The organism is uncultured Halomonas sp. (assembly GCF_947501415.1).
GTDB lineage: Bacteria > Pseudomonadota > Gammaproteobacteria > Pseudomonadales > Halomonadaceae > Halomonas.
In genome coordinates this window covers 149281-173046 of the sequence record NZ_CANMVL010000009.1, presented here as the reverse complement: position 1 = coordinate 173046, position 23766 = coordinate 149281, and the positions used below count along the sequence as shown (strand labels likewise).

20 protein-coding genes are annotated in these 23766 nt (G+C 65.6%); 11 read left to right on the top strand and 9 right to left on the bottom strand.

Translation table 11 applies throughout. From position 1 onward, the window contains the following. Nucleotides 1-7: 7 nt before the first annotated feature. From tolA to Q0894_RS06875, 5 genes are read left to right on the top strand one after another with little or no spacing between them, the layout of a single operon-like run. Complete coding sequence (tolA, locus tag Q0894_RS06895; protein ID WP_299232793.1) at nucleotides 8-1186, top strand: cell envelope integrity protein TolA; 1179 nt, start codon at nucleotides 8-10, stop codon at nucleotides 1184-1186. Continuing rightward, entirely contained in the window at nucleotides 1186-2472 is a 1287-nt protein-coding gene (gene tolB, locus Q0894_RS06890; protein ID WP_299232791.1) for a Tol-Pal system beta propeller repeat protein TolB, read from the top strand. Before tolA ends, tolB begins: the two co-directional genes overlap by 1 nt. A gap of 20 nt (nucleotides 2473-2492) precedes the next feature. Beyond that, on the top strand, nucleotides 2493-3035 hold the full coding sequence (pal, locus tag Q0894_RS06885) for a peptidoglycan-associated lipoprotein Pal (RefSeq protein WP_299232788.1): 543 nt from the start codon (nucleotides 2493-2495) through the stop codon (nucleotides 3033-3035). A 29-nt stretch (nucleotides 3036-3064) separates the two neighbouring features. Next, entirely contained in the window at nucleotides 3065-3865 is an 801-nt protein-coding gene (gene ybgF / locus Q0894_RS06880) for a tol-pal system protein YbgF (protein WP_299232785.1), read from the top strand. 17 nt (nucleotides 3866-3882) lie between these two features. Then, entirely contained in the window at nucleotides 3883-4647 is a 765-nt protein-coding gene (locus Q0894_RS06875) for a YciK family oxidoreductase (RefSeq protein WP_299232782.1), read from the top strand. Between the two features lie 154 nt (nucleotides 4648-4801). Here the strand turns inward: Q0894_RS06875 and Q0894_RS06870 are convergent, their stop codons facing one another. Then, nucleotides 4802-5458 carry an HAD-IA family hydrolase gene (locus Q0894_RS06870; protein WP_299233202.1) on the bottom strand — a complete coding sequence of 219 codons (657 nt, stop codon included), beginning with the start codon at nucleotides 5456-5458 and terminating at the stop codon, nucleotides 4802-4804. Then, entirely contained in the window at nucleotides 5458-6183 is a 726-nt protein-coding gene (gene ubiG / locus Q0894_RS06865) for a bifunctional 2-polyprenyl-6-hydroxyphenol methylase/3-demethylubiquinol 3-O-methyltransferase UbiG (RefSeq protein ID WP_299232779.1), read from the bottom strand. The genes Q0894_RS06870 and ubiG overlap by 1 nt, the downstream gene beginning before the upstream one ends. Nucleotides 6184-6346: 163 nt before the next feature. On the opposite strand from ubiG, the gene galU reads away from it, so the two are divergent. After that, nucleotides 6347-7237: a UTP--glucose-1-phosphate uridylyltransferase GalU gene (galU, locus tag Q0894_RS06860; protein WP_299233199.1), complete on the top strand. Its 891-nt coding sequence runs from the start codon at nucleotides 6347-6349 to the stop codon at nucleotides 7235-7237. A 3-nt stretch (nucleotides 7238-7240) separates the two neighbouring features. Further along, complete coding sequence (locus Q0894_RS06855; RefSeq protein WP_299232776.1) at nucleotides 7241-8530, top strand: nucleotide sugar dehydrogenase; 1290 nt, start codon at nucleotides 7241-7243, stop codon at nucleotides 8528-8530. Between the two features lie 18 nt (nucleotides 8531-8548). On the opposite strand, the gene Q0894_RS06850 is transcribed toward Q0894_RS06855, so the two are convergent. Beyond that, nucleotides 8549-9130 (bottom strand): Fe-Mn family superoxide dismutase, encoded by a 582-nt coding sequence (locus tag Q0894_RS06850; RefSeq protein WP_299232773.1) that lies wholly within the window; start codon nucleotides 9128-9130, stop codon nucleotides 8549-8551. A 177-nt stretch (nucleotides 9131-9307) separates the two neighbouring features. Here Q0894_RS06850 and Q0894_RS06845 point away from each other — a divergent pair, with 177 nt between their 5' ends. The 4 genes from Q0894_RS06845 to msrA are packed head-to-tail and all read left to right on the top strand — an operon-like array spanning nucleotide 9308 to nucleotide 16709. After that, on the top strand, nucleotides 9308-10177 hold the full coding sequence (locus Q0894_RS06845) for a hypothetical protein (RefSeq protein WP_299232770.1): 870 nt from the start codon (nucleotides 9308-9310) through the stop codon (nucleotides 10175-10177). 50 nt (nucleotides 10178-10227) lie between these two features. Then, a complete protein-coding gene (locus Q0894_RS06840; protein ID WP_299232767.1) occupies nucleotides 10228-12090 on the top strand; it encodes an autotransporter assembly complex family protein in 1863 nt (620 codons plus the stop codon). Next, nucleotides 12054-16082 (top strand): translocation/assembly module TamB domain-containing protein, encoded by a 4029-nt coding sequence (locus Q0894_RS06835; RefSeq protein ID WP_299232764.1) that lies wholly within the window; start codon nucleotides 12054-12056, stop codon nucleotides 16080-16082. The genes Q0894_RS06840 and Q0894_RS06835 overlap by 37 nt, the downstream gene beginning before the upstream one ends. Before the next feature lie 12 nt (nucleotides 16083-16094). After that, nucleotides 16095-16709, top strand: a complete 615-nt coding sequence (gene msrA / locus Q0894_RS06830) for a peptide-methionine (S)-S-oxide reductase MsrA (RefSeq protein ID WP_299232761.1) — start codon at nucleotides 16095-16097, stop codon at nucleotides 16707-16709. A 64-nt stretch (nucleotides 16710-16773) separates the two neighbouring features. On the opposite strand, the gene Q0894_RS06825 is transcribed toward msrA, so the two are convergent. From Q0894_RS06825 to Q0894_RS06800, 6 genes are all read right to left on the bottom strand, one after another. After that, nucleotides 16774-17700 (bottom strand): LysR family transcriptional regulator, encoded by a 927-nt coding sequence (locus tag Q0894_RS06825; protein WP_299232758.1) that lies wholly within the window; start codon nucleotides 17698-17700, stop codon nucleotides 16774-16776. Between the two features lie 52 nt (nucleotides 17701-17752). Further along, nucleotides 17753-18820 (bottom strand): oligopeptide/dipeptide ABC transporter ATP-binding protein, encoded by a 1068-nt coding sequence (locus Q0894_RS06820; RefSeq protein WP_299232755.1) that lies wholly within the window; start codon nucleotides 18818-18820, stop codon nucleotides 17753-17755. Further along, nucleotides 18817-19839, bottom strand: a complete 1023-nt coding sequence (locus Q0894_RS06815; protein WP_195687556.1) for an ABC transporter ATP-binding protein — start codon at nucleotides 19837-19839, stop codon at nucleotides 18817-18819. The genes Q0894_RS06820 and Q0894_RS06815 overlap by 4 nt, the downstream gene beginning before the upstream one ends. A 19-nt stretch (nucleotides 19840-19858) precedes the next feature. Then, nucleotides 19859-20815, bottom strand: coding sequence for an ABC transporter permease (locus tag Q0894_RS06810; RefSeq protein ID WP_299232751.1), 957 nt, complete (start codon nucleotides 20813-20815; stop codon nucleotides 19859-19861). Further along, nucleotides 20812-21858 (bottom strand): ABC transporter permease, encoded by a 1047-nt coding sequence (locus Q0894_RS06805; RefSeq protein ID WP_299232749.1) that lies wholly within the window; start codon nucleotides 21856-21858, stop codon nucleotides 20812-20814. Before Q0894_RS06805 ends, Q0894_RS06810 begins: the two co-directional genes overlap by 4 nt. 111 nt (nucleotides 21859-21969) lie before the next feature. Next, a complete protein-coding gene (locus Q0894_RS06800; RefSeq protein WP_299232747.1) occupies nucleotides 21970-23550 on the bottom strand; it encodes an ABC transporter substrate-binding protein in 1581 nt (526 codons plus the stop codon). Nucleotides 23551-23766: the final 216 nt, after the last annotated feature.

Sequence of the window (23766 nt, the reverse complement as noted above, 5' to 3'; positions counted from 1 at the left end):
CCTCACCATGGCCAGACGACAGGCTCGAGTAGGCTATGGCATACCGACGCTGCTGGCGGTGGGGCTGCATGTGCTGGTGTTGCTGCTGAGTGTGATCAGCCTGCCGACCAGGGAACATGAGCCCAGCCCCTCGTCCATTGTTCAGGCGACCCTGGTCAGTACCGAGACGGTCACCGACCAGGCCCAGCGTGCCGAAGAGGCGCGTCAGCGAGCCCTGGCCAGGCAGGCGGCGGAAGAGGCGGCCGCCCAGGAGGAGCAACGACGGGCGGCGGAAGAGGCGGCCACCCAGGAGGCACAGCGCCAGTCCGACCAGGCCGCCGAAGAGCAGGCCCGTGAAGCCGCGCGCCAGGCCGCCGAAGCCGAAGCGGCACGGCGTGCCGAAGAAGCGGAAGCCGAGACGCGTCGCCTCGAAGAGCAGCGTGACGCCGAGGAAGAGGCTCAACGCGAGCGCGAAGCCGAGGAGCAGCGCCGCCGTGAGGAGGAGGCCGCCCGACAGCAAGAGGCCGAGGAGCAGGCCCGACGTGAACGGGAAGCGGAGGAGCAGCGTCAGCGAGAGGCGGAAGAACAGGCCCGGCGCGAGCGCGAAGCCGAGGAGCAGCGCCGCCGCGAGGAGCAGGCCCGGCGTGAACGGGAGGCCGAGGAGCAGCGCCAGCGTGAGGCGGAAGAGCAGGCCCGGCGTGAACGGGAGGCCGAGGAGCAGCGCCAGCGTGAGGCGGAAGAGCAGGCCCGGCGTGAGCGGGAAGCCGAGGAGCAGCGCCGCCGTGAGGAGGAGGCCGCCCGACAGCGCGAGGCCGAGGAACAGGCCCGTCTGGCTCGTGAGCAGGCCGAGGCCGAGATGCAGCGGTTGATCGAGGGGGCAGACGAACGTGTCGCCAATGCGCAACAGGGACAGCAGGCCGCCAACGACTTTATTGCCCTGGTACGCCGGGCCGTGGAGCAGGCCTGGCGCATTCCGCCCAATGTCTCCTCAGGAGCAACGGCCGAGATCTCGGTGCGACTGGGACCCTCCGGGGAGCTGTTTGTCGCCGAGATCTCCCGCTCCAGTGGGGATAGTGCCTTCGATCGATCCGCCGTGCAGGCCGTCGAGGCCGCCGCGCCATTCGCCGAACTGCGACAGTTGCCAGCCGGCGTGCAACGCGATTACCGTCAATTCAATCTGCGCTTCAGACCGGGAGACGTACGCTGATGAAATCCTTGATGACTGCATGGCTGACCGCCGCCCTGCTGATGGTGAGTCAGCTTGCCCAGGCCGACCTGACCATCGAGATCACACGGGGCAACGAGAGTGCCACACCCATTGCCGTGGTGCCCTTCGCAGGCCCCGAAGGGCTGCCAGAGGACGTGGCCCAGGTGGTTCACGATGATCTCGAGCGCAGCGGTTACTTCGACCCGCTGCCGCGTCGTCAGATGATGGACCAGCCGGCCAGTGCCGATGAGGTGAAATACGGTAACTGGAAGGCATTGGATGTTCGCTACCTGGTGGTGGGCAGCGCCACCCAGGAGGGCGAGGGCTATCGGCTGCGCTTTGAGCTGATGGATGTCAGTGGCGAGAAGCGCATGCTCGGCGAGGTGGTCACCGCCAGCGCGGGTGAACTGCGCGGCGCCGGACACTATATCAGCGACCAGATATTCGAGGCGATCACCGGGATTCGTGGCGCCTTCTCCACCCGCATTGCCTACGTCACCTCCCAGGGAGTCGGTGACAATATGCAGTTCGCGCTCTATGTGGCCGATGCCGATGGCCACAACAGCCAGCAGGTGCTGAGTTCCCCACAACCGATCCTGTCGCCGGCCTGGTCACCGGATGGCCGCAAGCTGGCCTATGTCTCCTTCGAGACCGAGCGGTCGGCGATCTATGTGCAGGACATCGAAACCGGAAAACGGGCGCGTATCAGCTCCTTCACCGGCATCAACGGGGCGCCGGCCTGGTCGCCCGACGGCCGCCGACTGGCAATGTCGCTCTCCAAGGATGGCCAGCCGGAGATCTATGTGATGGACATCGGCTCGCGCAGCCTGCAGCGCATCACCAATGACTCGGCCATCGATACCGAGCCCTCCTGGGGGCCGGATGGACGCAGCCTGGTATTTACCTCCGACCGCAGCGGCGGCCCCCAGCTCTATCGCTATGACCTGGCCAGCGGGGAGCAGAAGCGCCTCACCTTCACCGGTAACTACAATGCGCGTGGACGCTTCTCGCCGGACGGTGAGGCGCTGTTCTTGATCCACCGTTCCAACAACGGTTATCAGGTCGCTCGTCAGGATCTCGGGAGCGGGAGACTGGTGACGCTGAGTGATTCTCGCTGGGACGAGTCGCCCAGTGTTGCGCCCAACGGGACCATGGTAATCTTCGCCACCCAGCAGGGTAACAGCGGGGTGCTGGGGGCAGTCACCGCGGATGGCCGTGCCTCCTTCCGACTGCCCTCCGCTCAGGGTGACGTGCGCGAGCCCGCGTGGTCACCTTTCATGAACTGATCCTTCAGGAGTATGAAACGATGCAATTCAAGCCCTATGCCCGTTCCCTGGCGGTCGCCCTGTCGCTGGCCCTGGTGGCCGGCTGCTCCAGCACCGGCGGTACCCAGGATGGCGCCATGGACGGCACCCGCGATGGCAGCGGCGTCAGCAGCAGTGGCGTGAGTGATGGACGCACCAGTGGCTCCGGTTACGGCGGCACGTCGGGTGCGGCCGGGCAGCAGGCGGATGGACGCATTCCGCAGCAGCGCACGGTCTACTTCGAGTTCGACAGCGACCGTATCCGTAGCGAGTTTGAACCGGTACTGGCCGCCAATGCGCGCTATCTGCGCGACAATGGCAATGTCCGCGTGGTGCTCCAGGGGCACACCGATGAGCGCGGGACTCGCGAGTACAACATGGCGCTGGGCGAGCGTCGCGCTCGCTCCGTGGAGAAGTTTCTCTCCGTGCAGGGCGTATCTCCCTCCCAGGTCGAGGTCGTCAGCTACGGCGAGGAGCGTCCTGCGGCGCGTGGCCAGAATGAGCAGGCCTTCGCTCAGAACCGTCGGGTCGTGTTCGCCTACTGAGGCAACACCCCGATACGAGGGAGACACAGATGGAACACGGTCTGAAGAGGCTGTGCGGTGCGGGAGCCCTGATGCTCCCGCTCTCCGTAGGGGTTCCTGCACTGGCTCAGCAGCCAGTGGTCGAGGACCTGACCGCGCAAACCAGCACGTTTTACCAGCAGACGGATACCCGTGAGGCCGCGGGTGGCAGTCTGGTAATCTTCAACCAGGTGCAGGAGCATCAGGAGGAGCTTCGCCGACTGCGTGGCCAGGTCGAGGAGTTGCGCCACCAGCTTGAGCAGCTTCGCAGCCAGACCCGGCAGCAGTATATGGATCTCGAGGATCGACTGGCCTCGGTATCGGCCGGCATGAGTCGGCCATCGCCGGAGGAGGAGGCACGTGACGAGCGCCCCGGCAGCGAGGCAGGGGAGAGTGACGACGAGGTTGGCACGACGTCAGCAAGCGCCGAGGACCCCGATGCCCAGGCGGCCTATCAGAAGGCCTTCTCCAGCGTACAGGCGCGGGAATTCGACAGAGCCATCGCCGCCTTCGAGAGTTTTGTCGGCAGTTACCCCGAGAGCCGCCTGACGCCCAATGCCCACTACTGGCTGGGGGAGCTGCACACCGCCGAGGGCCGTCTGGAGCCCGCCGAGGCCGCCTTCCGTACCGTTCTTGACGGCTACCCCGAGAGCAACAAGGTGCCCGACGCTCTCTACAAGCTGGGGCTGCTCAAGGCCCGCATGGGCCAACCGGACGCCAGCCGGGAGCTGCTCGAGCGGGTTCGCGAGGCGCACCCCGAAAGCACCGCGGCGGGGCTGGCCGGCGACTTCCTGCGGCAGTCCGGCAACTGACTCATCGAGGAGACTCCATGACCATCTGCAAGATCGACTATCAGGCGCCGACTGGGCTGCTGGATGACCGCGTGATTCTGGTGACCGGTGCCGGTGATGGAATCGGCCGAGCCGCGGCCCTGACCTATGCCCGACACGGCGCGACGGTCATCCTGCTGGGACGCACCACCGCCAAGCTGGAGGCGGTCTACGACGAGATCGAGGCCGCCGGTGGCCCGCAACCGGCGATCTTTCCGCTCAACTTCGAGGGCGCCACCCTCAAGGACTATCAGGATATGGCCGACACTCTGGACAAGGAGTTCGGTCGCCTGGACGGGATCCTCCACAACGCCGGGTTGCTCGGTCGCATCACGCCCTTCGAGCAGTACAATCCCGAGCTCTGGGAGCAGGTCATGCAGGTCAATATCAACGGGCCGATCGGAATGACCCAGGCGCTCCTACCCCTGCTCAAGAGCTCTGCGGATGCCTCGGTGATCTTTACCTCCTCCAGCGTGGGCAGGAAGGGACGCGCCTACTGGGGAGCCTATGCGGTTTCCAAGTTCGCCACCGAAGGCTTCGTGGAAGTGCTTGCCGATGAGCTCGAGCACCTGGGCTCGGTGCGGGTCAATAGCCTCAATCCCGGCGCGACGCGTACCCAGATGCGCCGTAGTGCCTACCCGGGGGAGGATCCTGACACCCTGCGCACGCCGGAGGAGGTCATGCCTACCTACCTGTGGCTGATGGGGCCGGACAGTCGTGGGCACAACGGCGAAAAGTTCGACGCCCAGCCACCGAAGGCCTGACCCCACGAACCCGCTCGCGACATGTTCGGCGATAGCCTGTGCGGGGACGCTGTTGCCCCTTCCCTGGGCGCAACCTTCCTCCACTCCTGCTCCTCGTCCCGGACATGTCGCCGCACTCGGGGTTTCTCAACTGGTGGGGCTCAACTGAGTGTTCTCAATATAGCGCCGCCACCAGCTCCTCGCCGGTCTCGAACCAGAGATCGGCCGGCCAGCGACGATAGTCGTCACCCTCCTCGATATACCCCCAGCCCACTGCCACGGCAGTCATCCCGGCGGCCCTGGCCGCCTGCATGTCCCGCAGATGGTCACCGATGTACCAGCAGCGTGACGGAGGCGTATCCAGGTGGCGCGCTGCCTCCAGTAACGGCGCCGGGTCGGGCTTCTTGACCGGCAGATCATCGGCACACAGTAGTGACCCCGGTTTCAGCGCCAGGCTCTCCACCAGGGGGGCGGCATAGGCGCGCGGCTTGTTGGTGACGATGCCCCAGGGGGCCCCTTCGGCCTCCCAAGCGGTGAGCAGCGGGGCAAGTGGTGCAAAGACCCGGCTCTCGGCGGCCACGGCCTCGCCGTAGGCGGCAAGCAGGAAGCTGCGTGCCTCATCGTGCCCCGGCACCTCCCGGGCCAGTCCCAGGGCGAGCTCGACCAGGGCGCTGCCACCGTTGGAGACCTGGGCACGGATGATCGGGTAGGGGAGGGCGTCGAGGCCATGATGTTCCCGCAGGGCATTGGTGGCCCGCGCCAGGTCCGGTGCGGTATCCACCAGGGTGCCGTCGAGATCGAAGAGCAGGGCGCTCGGACGAGAGATCTGCATCATGTTTCCTCGCGTCGGCAGTGCATCAGATAGTTGACCGAGACATCGGTCGGGTGCAGCCGATAGCGGCGGCTCAGGGGGTTGTAGACCAGCCCGCTCTGCTCGCGGACCTCGAGTCCCGCCTGTCGACACCAGCCGGCCAGTTCGGCGGGGCGGATGAACTTGGCATAGTCATGTGTGCCCCGGGGCAGCATGCGCAGCACATACTCCGCTCCGACCACGGCCAGGGCCAGCGCCTTGGGATTGCGGTTGAGGGTCGAGAAGAACACCTGCCCGCCGGGCTTGACCAGGGTCGCACAGGCACGCACCACGGAGCCGGGGTCCGGCACGTGCTCGAGCATCTCCAGACAGGTCACCACATCGAAGCTTGCCGGCGCCTCCTCGGCCAGGGTCTCGACACTGACCCGCCGATAGTCGATCTCAAGCCCCTGCTCTTCGGCGTGAAGCCGAGCCACGCCCAGCGGCGCCTCACCCAGGTCGATGCCGATGACATCCGCGCCGCGATGGGCCATTCCCTCGCTGAGGATGCCCCCACCGCAGCCCACATCCAGTACCCGTCGCCCGGCCAGACCGGCGCGGGCATCGATGAAGTCCAGGCGCAGCGGGTTGATGTCGTGCAACGGCTTGAACTCTCCGGTGCTATCCCACCAGCGCTCCGCCAGGGCCTCGAACTTGGCGATCTCGCCGGGATCCATGTTCTCCGCTTTCGACTGCGTTGCACCCATTCGCTCTCTCCAGGTTGATAAGGGTGTGGTCGGTATCGCAGCGGTGGCAGGCTGCGACGAGTCCGGTATCATGAGCGCCATTCTACCCGTTCCCGGCGGCGACTTCCCCATGGCGCGGCGCCGCAGCGAACGCCACATCGCGACCCTCGACAAGGACTGCCCCATGATTCGCAAGGCTGTGCTTCCCGTAGCCGGTTTCGGCACCCGTTGCCTGCCCGCCTCCAAGGCGATTCCCAAGGAGATGATCACCATCGTCGACCGTCCGGTGATCCAGTATGTGGTCCAGGAGGCCGTCGACGCCGGTATCCGCGATATCGTGCTGGTGACCCATGCCAGCAAGGGGGCGATCGAGAACCACTTCGACAAGCACTTCGAGCTGGAGACGAGCCTCGAGGCCAAGGGCAAGCATGAGCTGCTCGAGGAGCTGAACGCGATTGTCCCCGACGACGTGAATATCATCACTGTGCGCCAGCCGGAGCCGTTGGGCCTGGGGCATGCGGTGCTCTGCGCCCGACCGGTGATCGGTGATGACGCTCCCTTCGCCGTGCTTCTGCCCGATGTGCTGGTGGACGACGAGGGACTGGAGCGCAACGATCTCACCGGCATGCTGGAGGCCTTCGAGCGCAGTGGCCATGCCCAGCTGATGGTCGAGGAGGTTCCTCACGAGATGACTCACAAGTATGGCATCGTCGATACCGGGGGGGAGGCGCCCGCGCCGGGAGCGTCGAGCCCCCTGGTCGGCGTGGTGGAGAAGCCGCCGGTGGAGGAGGCCCCCTCGGACCTGGCCGTGATCGGTCGCTATGTGCTGCCGGGCAGCATCTTCGCACGGCTTGCCGATACCCCGCCTGGCGCCGGAGGAGAGATCCAGCTCACCGACGCCATCGAGTCACTGCGTGCCGATGAGGGAGTCGATGCCTACCGAATGCGGGGCAAGACCTTCGACTGCGGCCACCAGCTCGGTTATCTCGAAGCCACGCTCGCCTACGGCCGCCGCCATGCCCGCTTCGGGGAGGGCTTCCGCGAGCTGCTCGCCCGCTACGCCGGGGAGGCCTGAGTCATGCGCGTGCTGGTTCACGGTAGTGAGCTATCCGCTGCCACCGCCGCCGCCGCCCTCAGCTGGGTAGGCCACCGAGTCACCTGGCTACCGCATGTCGACCAGCCCTGGTCATCGCTTCGCCGCGCCGACTGGCTGGTCGGCGAGCCGCGGCTGCTCGACCAGCTCGAGAGCGGGCTGGCCGACGGCAGCCTGCGCCTGGCGGAGAGTGCCGAGGAGGCTCTGCAACGCCCTCAGGAGGTAATCTGGCTATCCCTCTCCCCGGAGCAGCGCGGCGAGCTCGATACCCTCTTCATGGCGCTCGATAGCGTCGGCAACCAGCAGCGGTTGCTGGTCAACCACTCGACCTTCCCGGTCGGCGAGACTGAACATCTGGAGGGGCGTCTGGGGTCTGGCAGCCACGCCGTGGCGCTGTCGGACATGATCGAGGAGGGGCGCGCCTGGGAGACCTTTACCCGCCCCAGTCGCTGGCTGCTGGGCTGCGATGATGATAGTGCCGAGGCTCGCGTACGCGAGCTGCTACGTGCCTTCAACCGCCGGCAGGAGGTGGTTCAACGCATGCCCAGGCGTGCCGCCGAACTGACCAAGCTGGCGATCAACGGCATGCTGGCCACCCGCATCAGCTACATGAACGAGGTGGCGGGCCTGGCCGACAGCCTGGGGGTCGATGTCGAGTTCGTGCGCCAGGGCATGGGGTCCGACTCACGCATCGGCTACGAGTACCTCTACCCGGGGTGTGGCTTCGGTGGGCCCAACTTCTCCCGTGACCTGATGCGCCTGGCCGATGTGCAGTCCGCCAGCGGGCGACGTTCGGCGCTGCTCGAGCAGGTGCTCGATATCAACGAGCACAAGAAGGAGACGCTGTTCCGCAAGCTGTGGGCTCACTTCCACGGCCGACTGGAGGGGCGTTGCGTGGCTATCTGGGGGGCAGCCTTCAAGCCCGGTACCGCGCGCATCGATCACGCCCCGGTGCTGAGCCTGCTGCGGGCGCTATGGGCACAGGGGGTGCGCGTGCGTCTTCATGATCCGGCGGCCCTGCCGGCGCTGCGACAGGAGGTCGGCGATCACCCGCTGCTGGAGAGCATGGAGGGGGACCCGCTGGAGGCGTGTCAGGGAGCCGACGCCTTGATGCTGGTCACCGAGTGGAAGGCCTACTGGAACCCTGACTGGCGTCGACTGGCCAACTTGCTGGAGGAGCGCCTGGTCCTCGATGGCCGCAATATCTATGACCCAACATGGGTCGCCGCCCAGGGTCTTCACTACCGGGGAATTGGTCGTCGCGCTGACCCCTGAGGCCGCCTCCTGAGTCAGTCAGCGGGCGGCGGGGGCGCTCGGGCCTGCGAAGTTGGCGGCGGCGAAGCGCCAGTTGGCCAGTGCCCAGAAGGCGTCGAGGCCTGCCGCAGTGTCGGTACCCTGACCGTCGGCCTGATAGTGGACCAGCAGGGGCGTCAGGCCACGGCTCAAGGGTACATGGTGGACGTCGCCGGCCATCACCGCGAGCCCCTGGGCATCGCGTACCAACCACACCCAGCCACCGGGAGGCGCATCGCTGGCGGCGGTGGCAATGGCCTGGCGCAAGCCGGCGGGCTCACCCCAACGCGCCGCGACCGCCTGGCCGAGGGCATCATCGGGTGCGCCACCCTGCGGCGACAGGGAATGCCAGTGGAAGGTAAAGGCCCATGCCTTGGCCGCCTGCCTGGCGAGCTCCCCCTCGGCGCCAAGTAGAATGGCCTCCAGCGAGGCACTCGCCCAGGGCGTGCCCTCCACCAGCTGGTTGAGTCGGGCCACGCAGGCGCGCTGGGTCTGACTGTGACGCTGGATGACCGTCTCGCGTGAGAGGTGAGGTGCCAGGGCCTTGGTGTCATAGGGTAGGGCAGGCAGTTCGAAAGGCATCGGTCTTCCTTGGGCGACGAAGGCGGTGACAGGTGCTGCGTTGGCGCCGCCCCGTGTGCCGACGAGCATAAACCCTTTACACTATTGCCGACCCATGGGCGATGCCTCCGGACCTCGCGGCATGATACCAGCTGCCTTACACACAGGCATCCGCCCCAGCCACACAAGGAGTAGAGCATGGCAGAGCGTCCGGAACCGCGCCGCTACGCCGGACCGATCGTCCCGGATCCCGAGGCCAGCCTGGCGTCACACCGCCCGCGCTGCCCCGAGCCGCCACGGATATGGCCGCTGTGGTTGCTGGTCCTGATCCTCGCCGGCGCCCTGGCAGCCATGGGCTGGTTCGGATGGCAGGAGCGCCAGCGCCTGATATCCCAAAACACCCGACTTAGCGGTGAGCTCTCCAACATCCATGCCCGCTTCGATACCACCATCGGTGAGGGTGATGGCATCGATCGGCTGAAGGAGCGTGTCGAGGCCCTGACACGCCAGGATGAGATCCATGAGCGTCGTTTCGACGTGGTCGAGGAGGATCTTGTGGCGGGACTCGAGCGACTGGAGGGTCTCGTCGAGGACCAGAAGACACGACTGACCCGCATGGGGGAGGCCGCCGCGAACCGAGAGGCGATGCTCTCGGCCTTTCAGGAGTCGCTCGATGCCCTGGAGAGCGCCGGAGAACAGGGGCGCCGTGCGCTGGCCGAGCGCCTGGACCTGGTCAGTGAGGGCCACGATGCAAGCGTAAAGCGGCTCGCCGAGCTCCAGGAAAGGGTTGCCAATGCGGCCGACCTCGACAGCGTGCTTGAAGAGCGGGAGGCGGCCGAAAGCCAACTCGCCGCCGCTCAGGAGGCGCAGCTTGCTCGTCTCGAGACGTTGCAGGAGCGCGTGGCAGCACTGGCCGATGCGCTTGAAGGTGCCGGCGAGGCGCGGGAAGATAGGCAGCAACAAGGGGATGCCCTGCGTTCGCGCCTGGCCGCGCTGGAAACCGATATTGGCGAAATGCGGCGCAGTCAGCTGGCCCTCAGTGCCCGACTCGAGGCACTGCGGCCGTGAGGCTGATGTCGGCGCATCCCGGGGAGTCGCAAACGACAAGGCGTAAGGATATGGAGAATCGGTTGGAGCTACGCCTGATCGCGGCGACGCTGATGCTGAGCCTGCTGCCCGCCTCGACGGTGCTGGCCATTGAGGCGCGGGTCGAGGGGCTCAAAGGTGACCCGGCGGCTAACATTCGTCATTACCTGGATGGGCTGGACGAGAGCCAGTACAGCCGTTCACGGCTGGAGGGGGAGTCGCGGCGACGCGCCGCCGAAGCGATGCGCGCCTACGGTTATTACGAGCCGAAGATCGAGGCTCGCTTGGCCGAAGGAGAGCCGCCCGAGTATATCGAGCTGACCATCGACCCGGGCCCAAGGGTCCGTATCGAGACCCTCGGCTTCCGACTCGAGGGGGATGCCCAGGAAGACCCTCCCTTTCAGGAAGCCATCGATGACTTTCCCCTAGCCGTCGGTGACCCCCTGGTACATGCCCCTTATGACAGCCTGCGGAGCCGTCTGGCCAATCTCTCTCTAGAGCGCGGTTACTTCGAGTGGCGCTATACCGATCGTCGCATGGAGGTACGCCCCTTCGACGAAAGCGCTCGTCTCTACCTGACTTTGGATAGTGGGCCACGCTACCGTTTCGGCGATGTCAGCATCAGCGGCAGCCATATCGAGCCAGACCGGCTGCGCCGACTGCTCCCCTTCACCCCGGGCGCCCCTTACCTTGCCGGTGAGCTGGCCACTTTCAACCAGCGGCTCGGACAGACCGAGTGGTTCCGCTCCGTCACCGTGAGACCGCGGTTGGAGAGCAGCTCTCTGGCGCTCGAGGAGAACACGCCGGGCTGGGCCGAGGCGGTGGCCAGCGAGGGGGGGAGCCGCTATGGCTCGACAAAACGTGTGTCGGCGGCAGGCCTGGGAGGAGTGACGGCGCTGGCCGCGCGTCAGGAAGAGCGCCCCTCTGTCCCCATCGATGTCAAGGTGGCCCCGGCCGAGCGTCACCGTTTCGAGGTCGGGGTCGGCTATGCCACCGATGTCGGGCCACGCCTGCGCTTCTCGTGGGATCAGCCATGGATCAATCGCTATGGCCACGGGCTGGATCATGACCTCTACCTTTCGGCGCCCCAGCAGCGCTTCGGGGGTGTCTATACACTGCCTCTCGATAATCCCCTGCGCGACAGCTATCGCTTCCAGTATGGGCTCAGCCACAAGGACACCGATGATACACGTTCCCTGGAGGCAACCCTGGAGGGCGCGCGCCGCTGGGAGTTCGAGAACGGCTGGATCCAGCATCTCTATGTGCGTACCACCTACGAGGATTTCACCCAGGGTAACGATAGCGAGCAGGTACTGCTGCTCTACCCGGGCATACGCTGGTCGCGTACCCGTACTCGCAACCCCACTTTTCCCAGCTGGGGCGACCACCAGCGGCTGAGCCTGGAGGTCTCCGACGGCCTGTGGGGTTCCGACGCCGACTTCGTGCGCATGACCGGAGAGACACGCTGGATCCGCAAGATCGGGACCGACAACCGTGTGGTGACCGGGCTCGGCCTGGGGGCGATCGAGACCAGCGATTTCTCGCTGATTCCTCCTTCGCTGCGCTTCTTCGCGGGCGGCGACAACAGCGTGCGTGGCTACGGCTACGAGAGCCTCTCGCCTCGCGATGACGAGGGCAAGCTCACCGGCGGACAGCAGCTGCTGACCTATAGCCTGGAGTGGCAACACCGCGTGACCGGCGATTGGTGGGGCGCGGCCTTCGTCGATACCGGTGACGCCTTCGAGGAGTGGGGCCCCGACGACCTCAAGACCGGCGCCGGCCTCGGCGTACGCTGGATATCACCGGTCGGACCGATTCGCCTGGATATCGCTCACCCCTTCGACGATGAGGACAATTCGTGGCGCCTACACTTCGCCATCGGTCCAGAGTTCTGAGTCTGCTCTGGTCGCTGTTTCGCCTGCTGATTCTATTGCCCGTATGGCTTCTTGGCCTGGTATCTCTGCTCTTGGGGCTGGGGCTTTCGCCATGGGGGTTCGGGCTACTGCTTGACCAGGGCGAGCGTATGGGGCTGCTCGAGGTAGATGCCTATGAGGGGGCGCCTCTCGACCGGCTGCAGCTCGAAGGCTTCGCCATGCAGGCCGGGCCTGCCAGCCTCTTCCTTGATCGCTTCGAACTCGCCTGGTCGGAGGAGTGTGTGCTGTCCGGCCGTCTCTGCCTGGAGGTACTCGGTGTCGAGGGTGCGCGGCTGCGTTTGGCCGATAGCGAGCCCGCCGACGAGCCGCCGCCGTCTCCCGCCGGCGACCCTCTCGCCGCCATTGAGCTGCCGTTCCCCATCGAGCTCAGGCGGCTCTATCTCGAGGATGTCGAGGTGCTGCTGGCCGATGGTACGCGCCTGAGCTGGGATCACTTCAGCACCGGGGCCGTGGCCGAAGGCGATACGCTCAGCCTGATGCCGACGCGTCTATCCGGCACCCGCCTGCGCCTGCCGTTGACGCCGGGGGCACAGCTCGCACTGGCCGAGGGAGAGCGGGACGGACCACGTCTTACGGCCACCGCCATCGATGCCGCCATCGCCGTGCGCTCACCGCTGCCCGATGAAGTGGCCGCGTCGGCGGAAGGCATATCGGCCGCTGCCCTGGAGGAGCAGCCGCGCCGTGAGTTGCCCGAGATCACTCTGCCGCTGAGGGTCGAGGTGCCGGAGCTGCTGGTGGAGGACAGCGCGGTGGAGGGGGCCGTGGAGTATGGGGTCGAGCGCCTGGCCCTCTCGCTGTTCGCGGAAGGGCACTCGGTGGAGGTACGCACGCTGGAGGTATCGACACCCGATGGCGACGCGAGCCTCCAAGCCGCCATCGCACTGACCGATGATTACCCGCTCGAGATCCGCCTCGAGAGCGCTCTGTGGCTGCCGGAGTTGATGCCGGGGCTGGCCGGGCAGCGTATCGAACTGGGCCTGGACGGCACGCTCGCCGACCTGCTGATGCGCCTCGAGCTGAGTGGCCCGGTTGACCTCAAGCTGGATGCCCGAGCCGACCTCCTCGACCCCACGCTGCCGCTTACCGCCAGCCTGGCCAGCGACCTGGTGCAGTGGCCACTGCCCGGCCAACAGACCACCACCAACGCCGACGGCGTGGAGGTCGCCGTTGAGCCATGGCTGGTCGAGGACCTGGTACTACGCCTGGAGGGCAGCCTGGTGGACTACCGCCTCGCCGCCTCGCTTGATGCCGAAGGGCCCCAGCTACCCTTTACCCGCCTTGCCCTGACCGGCAGCGGTGACCTGACACATTTCGCCTGGACTCCGCTGTCGCTTGCCATGAACAGCGCCTCCGTGATCAGCCGCGGGCGGATCGACTGGGACGAGGGCATTGGTGTCGATGCCCGGGCTCGCCTGGACAATGTCGACCCGAAGCCCTTTGTGGAGGGCCTGGCCGGCCGGCTCGATGGCGATGTGACAGTGCGTTTCCGACAGGAAGATGCAGGCTGGACGCTGGCGGTTCCCGAGCTGATCATCGACGGTGAGCTGCAGGAGCGAAACCTGGCCTTGCGTGCCGAACTCGCAGGTGACAGCGAGATGCGCTGGAATATCGAGACTCTGGATTTTCGTCAGGGCGAGAACCGCCTGCAGCTGGCGGGGCGGGTCAGCGATTCCGATATTGACCTCTCCGGCGAGATCGACATGCCGGATCTGGCAAGCCTGCATGACGATCTGTCGGGCCGCATCAGCGGTGGCCTCGAGGCCGCCGGCAGCCTGGCGTCACCCCGCCTCGACCTGAACCTAGTCGGCGAGTCACTGGCCTTTGCCGAGAACCGACTCCGTGAGCTCAGGCTGGCCGGCCGGGTCAGCGGCCTCGAGGATCCCGCCATGGAAGTCGGCCTGGAGGTTGCCGGCCTCGAGGCCGGCGGTCAGCGTCTCGACGAGGCCGTGCTGGCCCTGGATGGCCGGCTCTCCGAGCACCGCCTGACCCTGGAGGCCTCGGCGCCCCCCGGCATGCCGCTGTCACGGGCATCACTGGCCTTGGCGGCCGGGCTAGACCAGGCTCGAGGCCGCTATGCAGGGCAGCTGTCCCGACTCGAGGTCGATGCCGAGCAGGGTGACCTGCGCCTTGCCGATCCCGCGGTGTTCACCGCCAACCTCGACCAGGGGAGTGCCCGCGTACAACCTTTCTGTCTGGTTCGGCAACAAGGGGGCAGCCTGTGTCTGATGGAGCCCCTGGAAACCTCTCCAGAGGGTGGCGAGCTGCGCCTCAGGCTCGCTGAGGTACCCATGGCACTCCTCGACCCCTTCCTGCCACAGGGCTGGGCGGCTCAGGGCAATACCGAGCTGGATCTCAATGCGGGCTGGGGCGCCGATGGCAGCTGGAGAGCGGTGGGCAGCCTGCAGAGCCGACTGGCACTCGATGGCCAGGACGCCTACGGCCAGCCCTGGTCTCTGCCTGAGGCACGGCTCGAAGGCGAAATCAGTGCCGATGACCAGGCCGCTGAACTGGCCCTGGAACTCAGTCTCGCCCAGGCCGGTGGCCTGGCACTGACGGCGCGGGTCGACGACCCCGTCGACGAAGGGCGCATCACGGGCCGGCTCTCTCTCGATGGGCTGCGTCTGTCACCCTATCGCGATCTTGTTACCGGCATGGAGACCCTGGAGGGAAGGCTTACCGGTAATATCGACTTGGGTGGCCGGCTCGAGGCGCCCGAGATGCGAGGGCGCATCGCCCTGGCCGGCCTGAAGGCCAGCGGGGCCGATGTGCCGGTGGAGGTGCACGATGGTGAGCTTGGCATCGACCTCAACGGCACGGCCGCCACCATCGACGGCTACATTGCCGCCAAGGAGGGGCGCCTGAATATCGACGGCAATGCCGCCTGGCCATCGCCGGAGCAGTGGCGCGCCGACCTGTCGCTACGCGGCGTCGACCAGCCGGTGCTGGCGGTACTGCCGGAGTTCGGACAGTTGCGTATCGCGCCGGACCTTGAGATTCGCGCACGGCCGACCCTGCTGCAGGTGCGTGGCGATGTCCAGGTGCCCTGGGCACGCCTGGAGGTCGGCAAGCTGCCGCCCTCGGCGGTCGCCCCCAGCCCCGATGAGGTGATCATCACGCGCGAGGACGAAGAGCGGGCGCGGCGTGAGGCCGAGAGTGTCACGGCAGAAGCCGCCACTGGAGAAGATACCGCCGAGGCCATGGCGGCCGCGGGCATGGCCCTGGATGTGCAGATCGATCTGCGTCTGGGGCCGGATATGAAACTCTCGGCCTACGGGCTCGAGTCCGGCCTGTCCGGCACCCTGGAGGTGCGTCAGCAGGATGGGCCGGTACAGCTATTCGGCGATGTCAGTCTGGTGGATGGCCGTTTCCGTGCCTACGGGCAGGACCTGCTGATTCGCGAGGGCCAGCTGCTGTTCAGCGGCCCACCCGGGCAACCACTGCTTAACTTCGAGGCGATACGCAATCCGGATGCGACCCGGGACGGGGTGGTAGCGGGCCTGCGCGTGACCGGCAGCGCCGCATCGCCTCAGCTAGCGGTATTCTCGGAGCCCTCCATGGACGAGGCGAGTGCACTCTCTTACCTGTTGCGTGGACGGGCGCCAAACGATAGCGACAACGATGGCGCTCTGACCTCGGCACTGGTGGGGCTCGCCGTGGGCCAGGCCGGCGGAGCGGTGGGCGGCATCGGCAAGGCCTTCGGTGTCTCGGACCTGACACTGGATACGGCGGGCAGCGGTGAAGATAGCCAGGTGACTCTCAGTGGCCAGCTGACCGACGACCTCGAGGTGCGCTACGGTGTCGGGGTCTTCTCGCCGATCGCCGAACTTACCCTTCGCTACAACATCTGGCGCAGCCTTTACCTTGAGGCGGTCTCCGGTGCGAGCCAGGCGGTGGATCTGATCTACACCTTCAGCCGTTCCGGCAACCCGAGAATTCTCGATGACGACAACTAGGAGAAATACACCATGACGCTGGATCCCTCCCGGGCCCTGCCCGGGCGCGACACACCACTCGCCATCAGCGGCGTGCATGCAGTCAATGGCCGCTCCATGCTGCCGCCTTTTCCCGACCGGCTGCAGGAGGTCGTGCTGGGCCTGGGCTGCTTCTGGGGAGCCGAGCGGCTGTTCTGGCAACTGCCAGGCGTCTACGTCACCGCCGTGGGTTATGCAGGCGGCGTAACGCCCAACCCCACCTACGCGGAGTGCTGCAGCGGACTCACCGGCCATGCAGAGGTGGTCCGGGTCATCTTCGACCCGGCCGAGATCAGCCTCGAGCAGCTGCTGCAACAGTTCTGGGAGGCCCATGACTCCACCCAGGGAAATCGCCAGGGCAACGATATCGGACCTCAGTACCGCTCTGTGATCCTGACGACCGACGAGTCACAGCAGGCGCTTGCGCTGCAGACCCGCGATGCCTATCAGCAGGCGCTCTCGCGAGCCGGAGGAGGGAACATTACCACCGAGATTGCCCCCCTCACGACCTTCTATTATGCCGAGGAGGATCACCAGCAGTATCTTCACAAGCGACCCGACGGCTACTGCGGACTCCGCGGCACAGGGGTCAGCTGCCCCATCGCCTGAAGTGGCTTGCACCAGGGAGCCCGGATCAGACATGCCCTTTAATTGGGCTGGTTAATGAGACTGGCTAATCGGGTTGGCTATTATCGAGCTGACCCACAGAGACGAGCGCATCCCACAGGGCTGACACCGCTGGCTGCTGGTTGTCGGCACGACGAAACAGCACAATGTCCATGGGTACCTGCCAGCGTTCACCACCGGCCGGCACCAGGGTCCCCTGGGCCAGGGCATCCCGTACGCTGGATTCGGGTAGCCAGCCCAGGCCGTAGCCCAGGGAGACCAGCTCACGGATATTGCTGCTCTGGATGCTCTCGTTGAGGATGCGGAAGTCGGGGGTGTCGTCGAGTCGTGCGAGATGGGTGCGGATCGCGGCATCGGTCAGCCCACGGGGGTGGTAGGCGATCAGCGGCAGGCTCGAGGCCCCCTCCAGGGAGAAGCGTGGCTCCCCGTCCGGGTCCGGCAGGGAGAGCGGAACCATTCGCTCGCCGGCGAGCCGCCAGGAGAGGTAGTCCTGGGTATCCGGCTCGATGCCACACGGCGAGCACGGCCAGTAGCACAGCACCAGGTCGCACTCATCCTGGGCCAGGGCGCGAAAGAAGTCATCGACCAGCCAGCCGGTGGCGCGCAGGTCGGGGACAATGGGCGGCGGCGCCGGCCACCGGCCAAGCCACCCAGGCAGGAAGTGGCTCAACAGGCTCTGGGGGGCCGCCAGGCGAATGCGCCCGGCGTGCTGGTCGGCGAGATGAGCCAGCCGCCGCCGGCTCTCGGCCACCCGCTGCGAGACATCATGGCATAGCGCCAGGAACTCCTCCCCGGCCGGGGTCAGGGAGAGGGGCAGCGTCTGACGGTTGACCAGTACGGCGCCCATCTCCTCCTCGAGCAGCTTGATACGGCGCGAGAACGTCGGTTGGGTGACGTTCTGCTGCTCGGCGGCCCGCGAGAAGTGTCGCGTTCGCGCCAGCGCCATGAAATCCTCGAGCCAGCGCAACTCCATGTCATCTCCCGTCGACGAGCCAAAAGGGCATTATGCCAGATGCCCCGGGGGCTCAGTCGATTCGACCCTCCTCGACCCCATGACAGGCGACCTGGCTGCCATCGTCGCGGGCGATCAGCCTGGGAATCTCCTGACGGCAGCGTGCATTGGCGTGCGGGCAGCGGGCGTGGAAGACGCACCCCGAGGGCAGATGTACCGGGGTGGGCACCTCGCCCTCCAGACGGATATGCTGCGGTCGCTCATCCTCCAGGCGGGGGATTGCCGACATCAGCGCCTGGGTATAGGGGTGGCGCGGGGTGGCAAACAGCGTCGCGGTCGGAGCCACTTCACACACCCGGCCCAGATACATTACCGCCACTCGAGTACCGAAATGTTCGACCACGGCGAGATCATGGGTGATGAACAGGTAGGTGAGGTTGCGGTCTCGCCGCGCATCCATCAGCAGGTTGAGCACCTGGGCCTGGATGGAGACGTCGAGGGCAGAGATTGGTTCATCGGCGACGATAAACTCGGGGTCCACCGCCAGGGCCCGGGCGATGGCGATGCGCTGACGCTGGCCCCCGGAGAACTCATGGCCGTAGCGCTTGCCCCAGTCCGCGGCGATACCCACCGACTCCATGACCTCGTCGACCTGATCGCGGACCCGCTGGCGGCTCCAGTCGGGATGGTGCAGCCGAATCGGCTCCTCCAGCGTCTGCTGAATGGTCATGCGCGGATTGAGCGACGCATAGGGGTTCTGGAAGATCATCTGCATGCGCCGCCGATAGGGCATCAGCGCCTGGGTCGAGAGATCGTCGATGCGCTCGCCGGCATAGCGGATCTCACCCGCCGAGGGGTGCAGCAGCCCCATCACGGTACGTGCCACCGTGGACTTGCCACAGCCCGACTCGCCGACCACACAGAGGGCCTCGCCGCGCTGGATCTCCAGGTCGACGCCGTTGATGGCGTGGACATGCTCCTGCTCGCGCACGAGCTTGCCACCCTTGAACTTGAGCTGCTCGAGGAAGTCACCGGAGAGCGAGAAGCGCTTCTCCAGGCCACGAATCTCGAGCAGTGGCTGCCCGCTATCGGCGGGGGAGTGACTCGCCTCCGGACGGGGGCTGGATAGGGTATCGGTCATCGAGATGTCTCCTGTGCCGGAATGCGCTCCTGGTCCTGCATCTCGGCCACCATATGACACGCCGCCTGGCAGTTGCCGGAGGCGACGAATCCGGGCACCTCGCTGCGGCAGGCCGTGCGCTCGCTGCCATCCGGGCGTTGCGTGAAGCCGCAGCGGGGATGAAAGGCGCAGCCGCTGGGCAGATTGTCCAGTGACGGCATGCTGCCGGGGATCTGGTTGAGGCGGCTGCCCGGTGTGGCCATCTGGGGCAGGGCATTCATCAGCCCCTGGGTATAGGGGTGTTGGGGATCATTGATGATCTCACGGGTCGGCCCCTGCTCGATCACGCGACCGGCGTACATCACCAGCATGCGTTGAGTCACCTGGCTGACCACGCCGAGGTCGTGCGTGATCAGGATCAGACCGACATTGTGCTTTTCGCACAGCTCCAGCAACAGATCCATGATCTCGGCCTGGATGGTGACGTCCAGCGCCGTGGTCGGTTCGTCGGCGATGATGATATCGGGGTCGAGCAGCAGGGCGATGGCAATGATCACCCGCTGCCGCATGCCGCCCGAAAGCTCATGGGGGTACTGATCCAGGCGCGCCTCCGGCGAGGGGATATGCACCTGCTCGAGCTTGCGCAGGGCGATGGCCCGCGCCTCGCGACGCCCGATGCGGCGATGCGCCTTGAGACACTCGACCATCTGTTCACCGATGGAGAGCACCGGATTGAGCGTCATCATCGGGTCCTGGAAGATCATCGAGATGCGGTTGCCGCGGATCTGGCGCAGATGGCGATCGCGCATCCCGATCAGCTCCTGACCGTCGAAACGGATGCTGCCGCCGGCGATATAGCCGGGCTTGGCGATCAGATTGAGCAGGCTGAACGCCGCCACCGACTTGCCGGCGCCGGATTCACCGACGATGCCCAGCCGCTCGCCCCGGTCGAGTGTAAAGCTGACGTCGCGCAGGGCCTTGACATCGCCCCGGCGCAGGGCGAAGCGCACGTCGAGTTGGTTGACTTCGAGAAGTGACATGGAAACTCCGTAGGCGTCATCAGCCCTTGTAGAGGCGAGGGTTGAGCACATCGCGCAGCCAATCGCCGAGCAGGTTGATCACCAGTACCAGGACGACCAGCACGGCACCCGGAATCAGGGTGATCCACCAGGAACCCGACTGGATGTAGTCGAAGCCTGACTTGATCAACGAACCCAGCGACGGGTGGGTCTCCGGCATGCCCAGACCCAGAAAGGAGAGGGCGGCCTCGGAGATGATGGCGTTGGCCACCTGTACCGTGGAGATGACGAAGATCGGGGACAGGGTGTTGGGCAGGATATGGCGGAACATGATGCGCCGGCTGGGCAGCCCCATGGTGCGGGCGGCATCCACGTACTCCTTGCCCTTCTCGGCGAGCACCGAGGCCCGGACCGTGCGGGCATACTGTGGCCATTCGGCCAGGCCGATGATCAGCACCAGCAAGGGAACGGCGTAGGTGCTGAAGGTGGCGCCGCCGAAGATTGCCTTGACCAAGGCACCCACCACGATGGCCACCATCAGGGTGGAGAAGGAGAGCTGGATATCGGCCAGCCGCATCAGAAAGGCATCGATACGCCCGCCCAGGTAGCCGGCCAGCAGGCCGAACACCACGCCCAGCAGGGCCTGTAGCGCCACGGCACCGAAGCCGATGATCAGCGATACCCGGGCGCCATACAGGATGGTGGAGAGCAGGTCGCGACCCTGGGCATCGGTGCCCATCACATAGGCGGGATCACTGCCATCGATCCAGAAGGGTGGTAGCTCCGAGGCCAGAATATCGATCTGAGCCAGGTCATAGGGGTTCATCGGTGCCAGCCACGGCGCCAGCACCGCACAGGCAACGAAGACGATGAATACCAGCAGGCTGAACTGGGCGATCGGATCGCGCTTGAAGCTGTAGAGCAGGTAGGAGTCGCGCAGGCGCTCCCAGCGGCTTGGCAGGGGCGGGGCTTGCTGGGGAGAAGTCTGGGTGGTCATGCGGGCTTCCCTGTGAGCTTGACGGTGGGGTTGACCAGGCCATAGATCAGGTCGACCAGCGTATTGGTGATCACGAAGATCAGGCCCACGATCATCAGGTAGGTGATGATCAGCGGAATATCCGAGCGGTTGATGGCATTGAGGAACATCAGCCCCATGCCGGGCCACTGGAATACGGTCTCGGTCAGGATGGTATAGGCCACCAGGGTGCCGATTTGCACGCCTCCCACGGTGATCACCGGCAGCATGGTGTTCTTGAGCGCATGCAGGAAATAGATACGCCGCAGGCTGATCCCCTTGGCCCGGGCGAACTTCACATACTCCGACTGCAGGACCTCGAGCATCTCGGCACGAATGAGGCGAATAAACAGCGGCAACATGATCGATGCCAGCGAGATGGCCGGCAGCACCAGATAGACGAGCCCATCGGTGGAGGCGAAGTTGGTGTACCAGGTGCCGACGACATGCACCGGGTCACCGCGACCGTAGGCAGGCATCCCACCCTCGGTGGAGACCAGGCCGTTGAGCCAGCTGCCCCAGCCGGTCTCCCCGGGGAAGGGGGACCAGCTGACACCGATGGAGAAAAGCTGAATCAGCACGATGGCGGTGAGGAAGACCGGAATGGAGATGCCGACGATCGAAGCCCCCATGAAGAATCGCGACAGCCAGGCGCGCGGCTTGATGGCGCTATAGACCCCGATGGGTACCGACAGCAGCACGATCAGCAGGGTGGTCGCCGCTACCAGCTCCAGCGTGGCGGGCAGGTGACGCAGTACCACGTCGGTGGTCGGCTCGTTGAAGATGTAGGAGTAGCCGAAGTCCAGCTGGACGGCATTCCTGGCGAAGCGCAGATACTGGACCAGGAAGGGGTCGTTGAGCCCCAGCTCCTCGCGCAGGATCTCGCGCTCGCTCTCGGGCACCGACTGGCCGACCATCTGCTGAATGGGGTCGCCGAGATTGTCCTGAATGGAGAAGGCGATAAGGCTGATGACGAACATCACCAGCAGCGCATGGAAGAGGCGCTTGATCAGAAAGGCGATCATGAAGGTGTCCTGTGGGCATACAGGCAGCAACGGACTCGCGGACGGAGCCCGTCGCTCGTTGGTTGGGGGAAATGATCAGGTAGATGCCGGCCCGGCGGGCCGGCATCGGGATCACTCGTCCTCGTTGATGACCAGGTCCCCGAGATAGGGGAAGTTCATCACGTTGAGCACCGGCTCGATATCCACGTTGGCTGCCGAGGCCCAGGCCAGATCCTGCCAGTGCAGGGGCACGACGGCGGCCTCGTCGTAGAGGGTCTGCTCGACCTGCTTCAGCATCTCGGCACGTTTCTCGAGGTCGACCTCGAGATTGGCATCGGCCACCAGCTTGTCAAGCTCCGGGTTGCAGTAGTTGCCGGCGTTGTACTGGCCGGCACCGGTGTCGGCATCCGGACAGGCGGTCAGGTACTCATGGAAGTTGGCGCTATCCTCGGTATCGGCATGCCAGCCGATCATCATCATATCGGCGGCGCGGTCATCAAACTCGCCCCAGTACTGCGCCTTGGGCAGGGTCTTGAGGTCCACATCGACATTGATGCGCGCCAGCATAGTGGCCACGGCCTGGGCGATCTTGGCATCGTTCACGTAACGGTTGTTGGGCGCCATCATGGTGATCTCGAAGCCATCGGCGTAGCCGGCTTCCTCCATCAGGGCCTTGGCCTTCTCCAGATCGTAGCGCCGCTCCAGCGAGTCGATATGGCCGGCATACCCTTCGGGGGAGAACTGGGCCGCGGGGGTGGCAAAGCCCTTCATCAGGCGGTCGGCGATGGCGTCCTGGTTGACGGCATAGGCAAAGGCTTGACGAACCTTCGGATCCTGGAAGGCCTCGACACGCTCCTGATTCATATGGAAGAAGATGATACGGGTGCCGGAGAGGGTGACCAGCTGGGCGTCCTCGCTCTCGCGCACGCGCTCGAGATCATTGGGCGGTACGGGGGCGATGAAATCGACGTCGCCGGAGAGCAGGGCGGCCACTCGGGTCGCGTTCTCACTGATCGGAGTCAACACGATATTGTCGACATTGCCCGGGGACTCGCTATCCCAGTAATCGGGGTTGCGAGCGAACTCCATGCGGGTGCCCTTGCGATGTTCGACGACCGTGTAGGGCCCGGTGCCGGAGAGGTTCGAGGAGGCGAAGGAGTTGCCGTTCTTGACGATCTCGTCCTTGGGGTCGCCATCGTCATCGTTGCCGGAGTAGAACTCGCTATCCATCGGGAAGATGTAGGTGGCGAGGTTGAGCAGCAGCGGGTAGGGCTCGGCGGTCTTGAACTCGACGGTGGTCTCATCGATGGCCGTGACACTCTCGATGGGAGTGAAGATCGCCTTGAAGTCGGGGCTTCGCTTGAGACGCTCCACGGTCCACACCACATCCTCGGCGGAGAAGGCGTTGCCGCTGTGGAACTCGACCCCGTCACGCAGGGTCATGCGCATGGTGGTGTCGTCCACCTGCTCCCACTCCGTGGCCAGGCGTGGCTCGAACTCGAGATCCTTGGTCCAGCGAACCAGCGGGTCGTGTGTCATGTGCGAGAGTTGCAGGATGCCACCGGAGAGCTGCTCGTGAATATCCAGCGAGACCGGGTCCGCATCATAGGCCATGCGCAGAGTGGTCTCGGCGCTGGCAACGGCGGGCAACATGGCGGCGCCGGTCATGGTGGCGCCAACGACGGCAGCCAGAAGGGTGCGCTTGAACATCATGTCGGGTTCCCTTTACAAGGATTGTTGTTGGTGCGCGATCACCGCACACGGCTGTTGCACACCTCAACATAGAGACCCGACGGGGCTGGGTACAATCGAAATTCCGAGTGGCGTCATGCGCTGGATGAATTGACCACTCTTGTTTTATACGAAAGTAGAATATGCGGGCCGCCGCCTCCTGGCGACGGCACTGTCCCTGTTCAGAGCCCCTGTTCA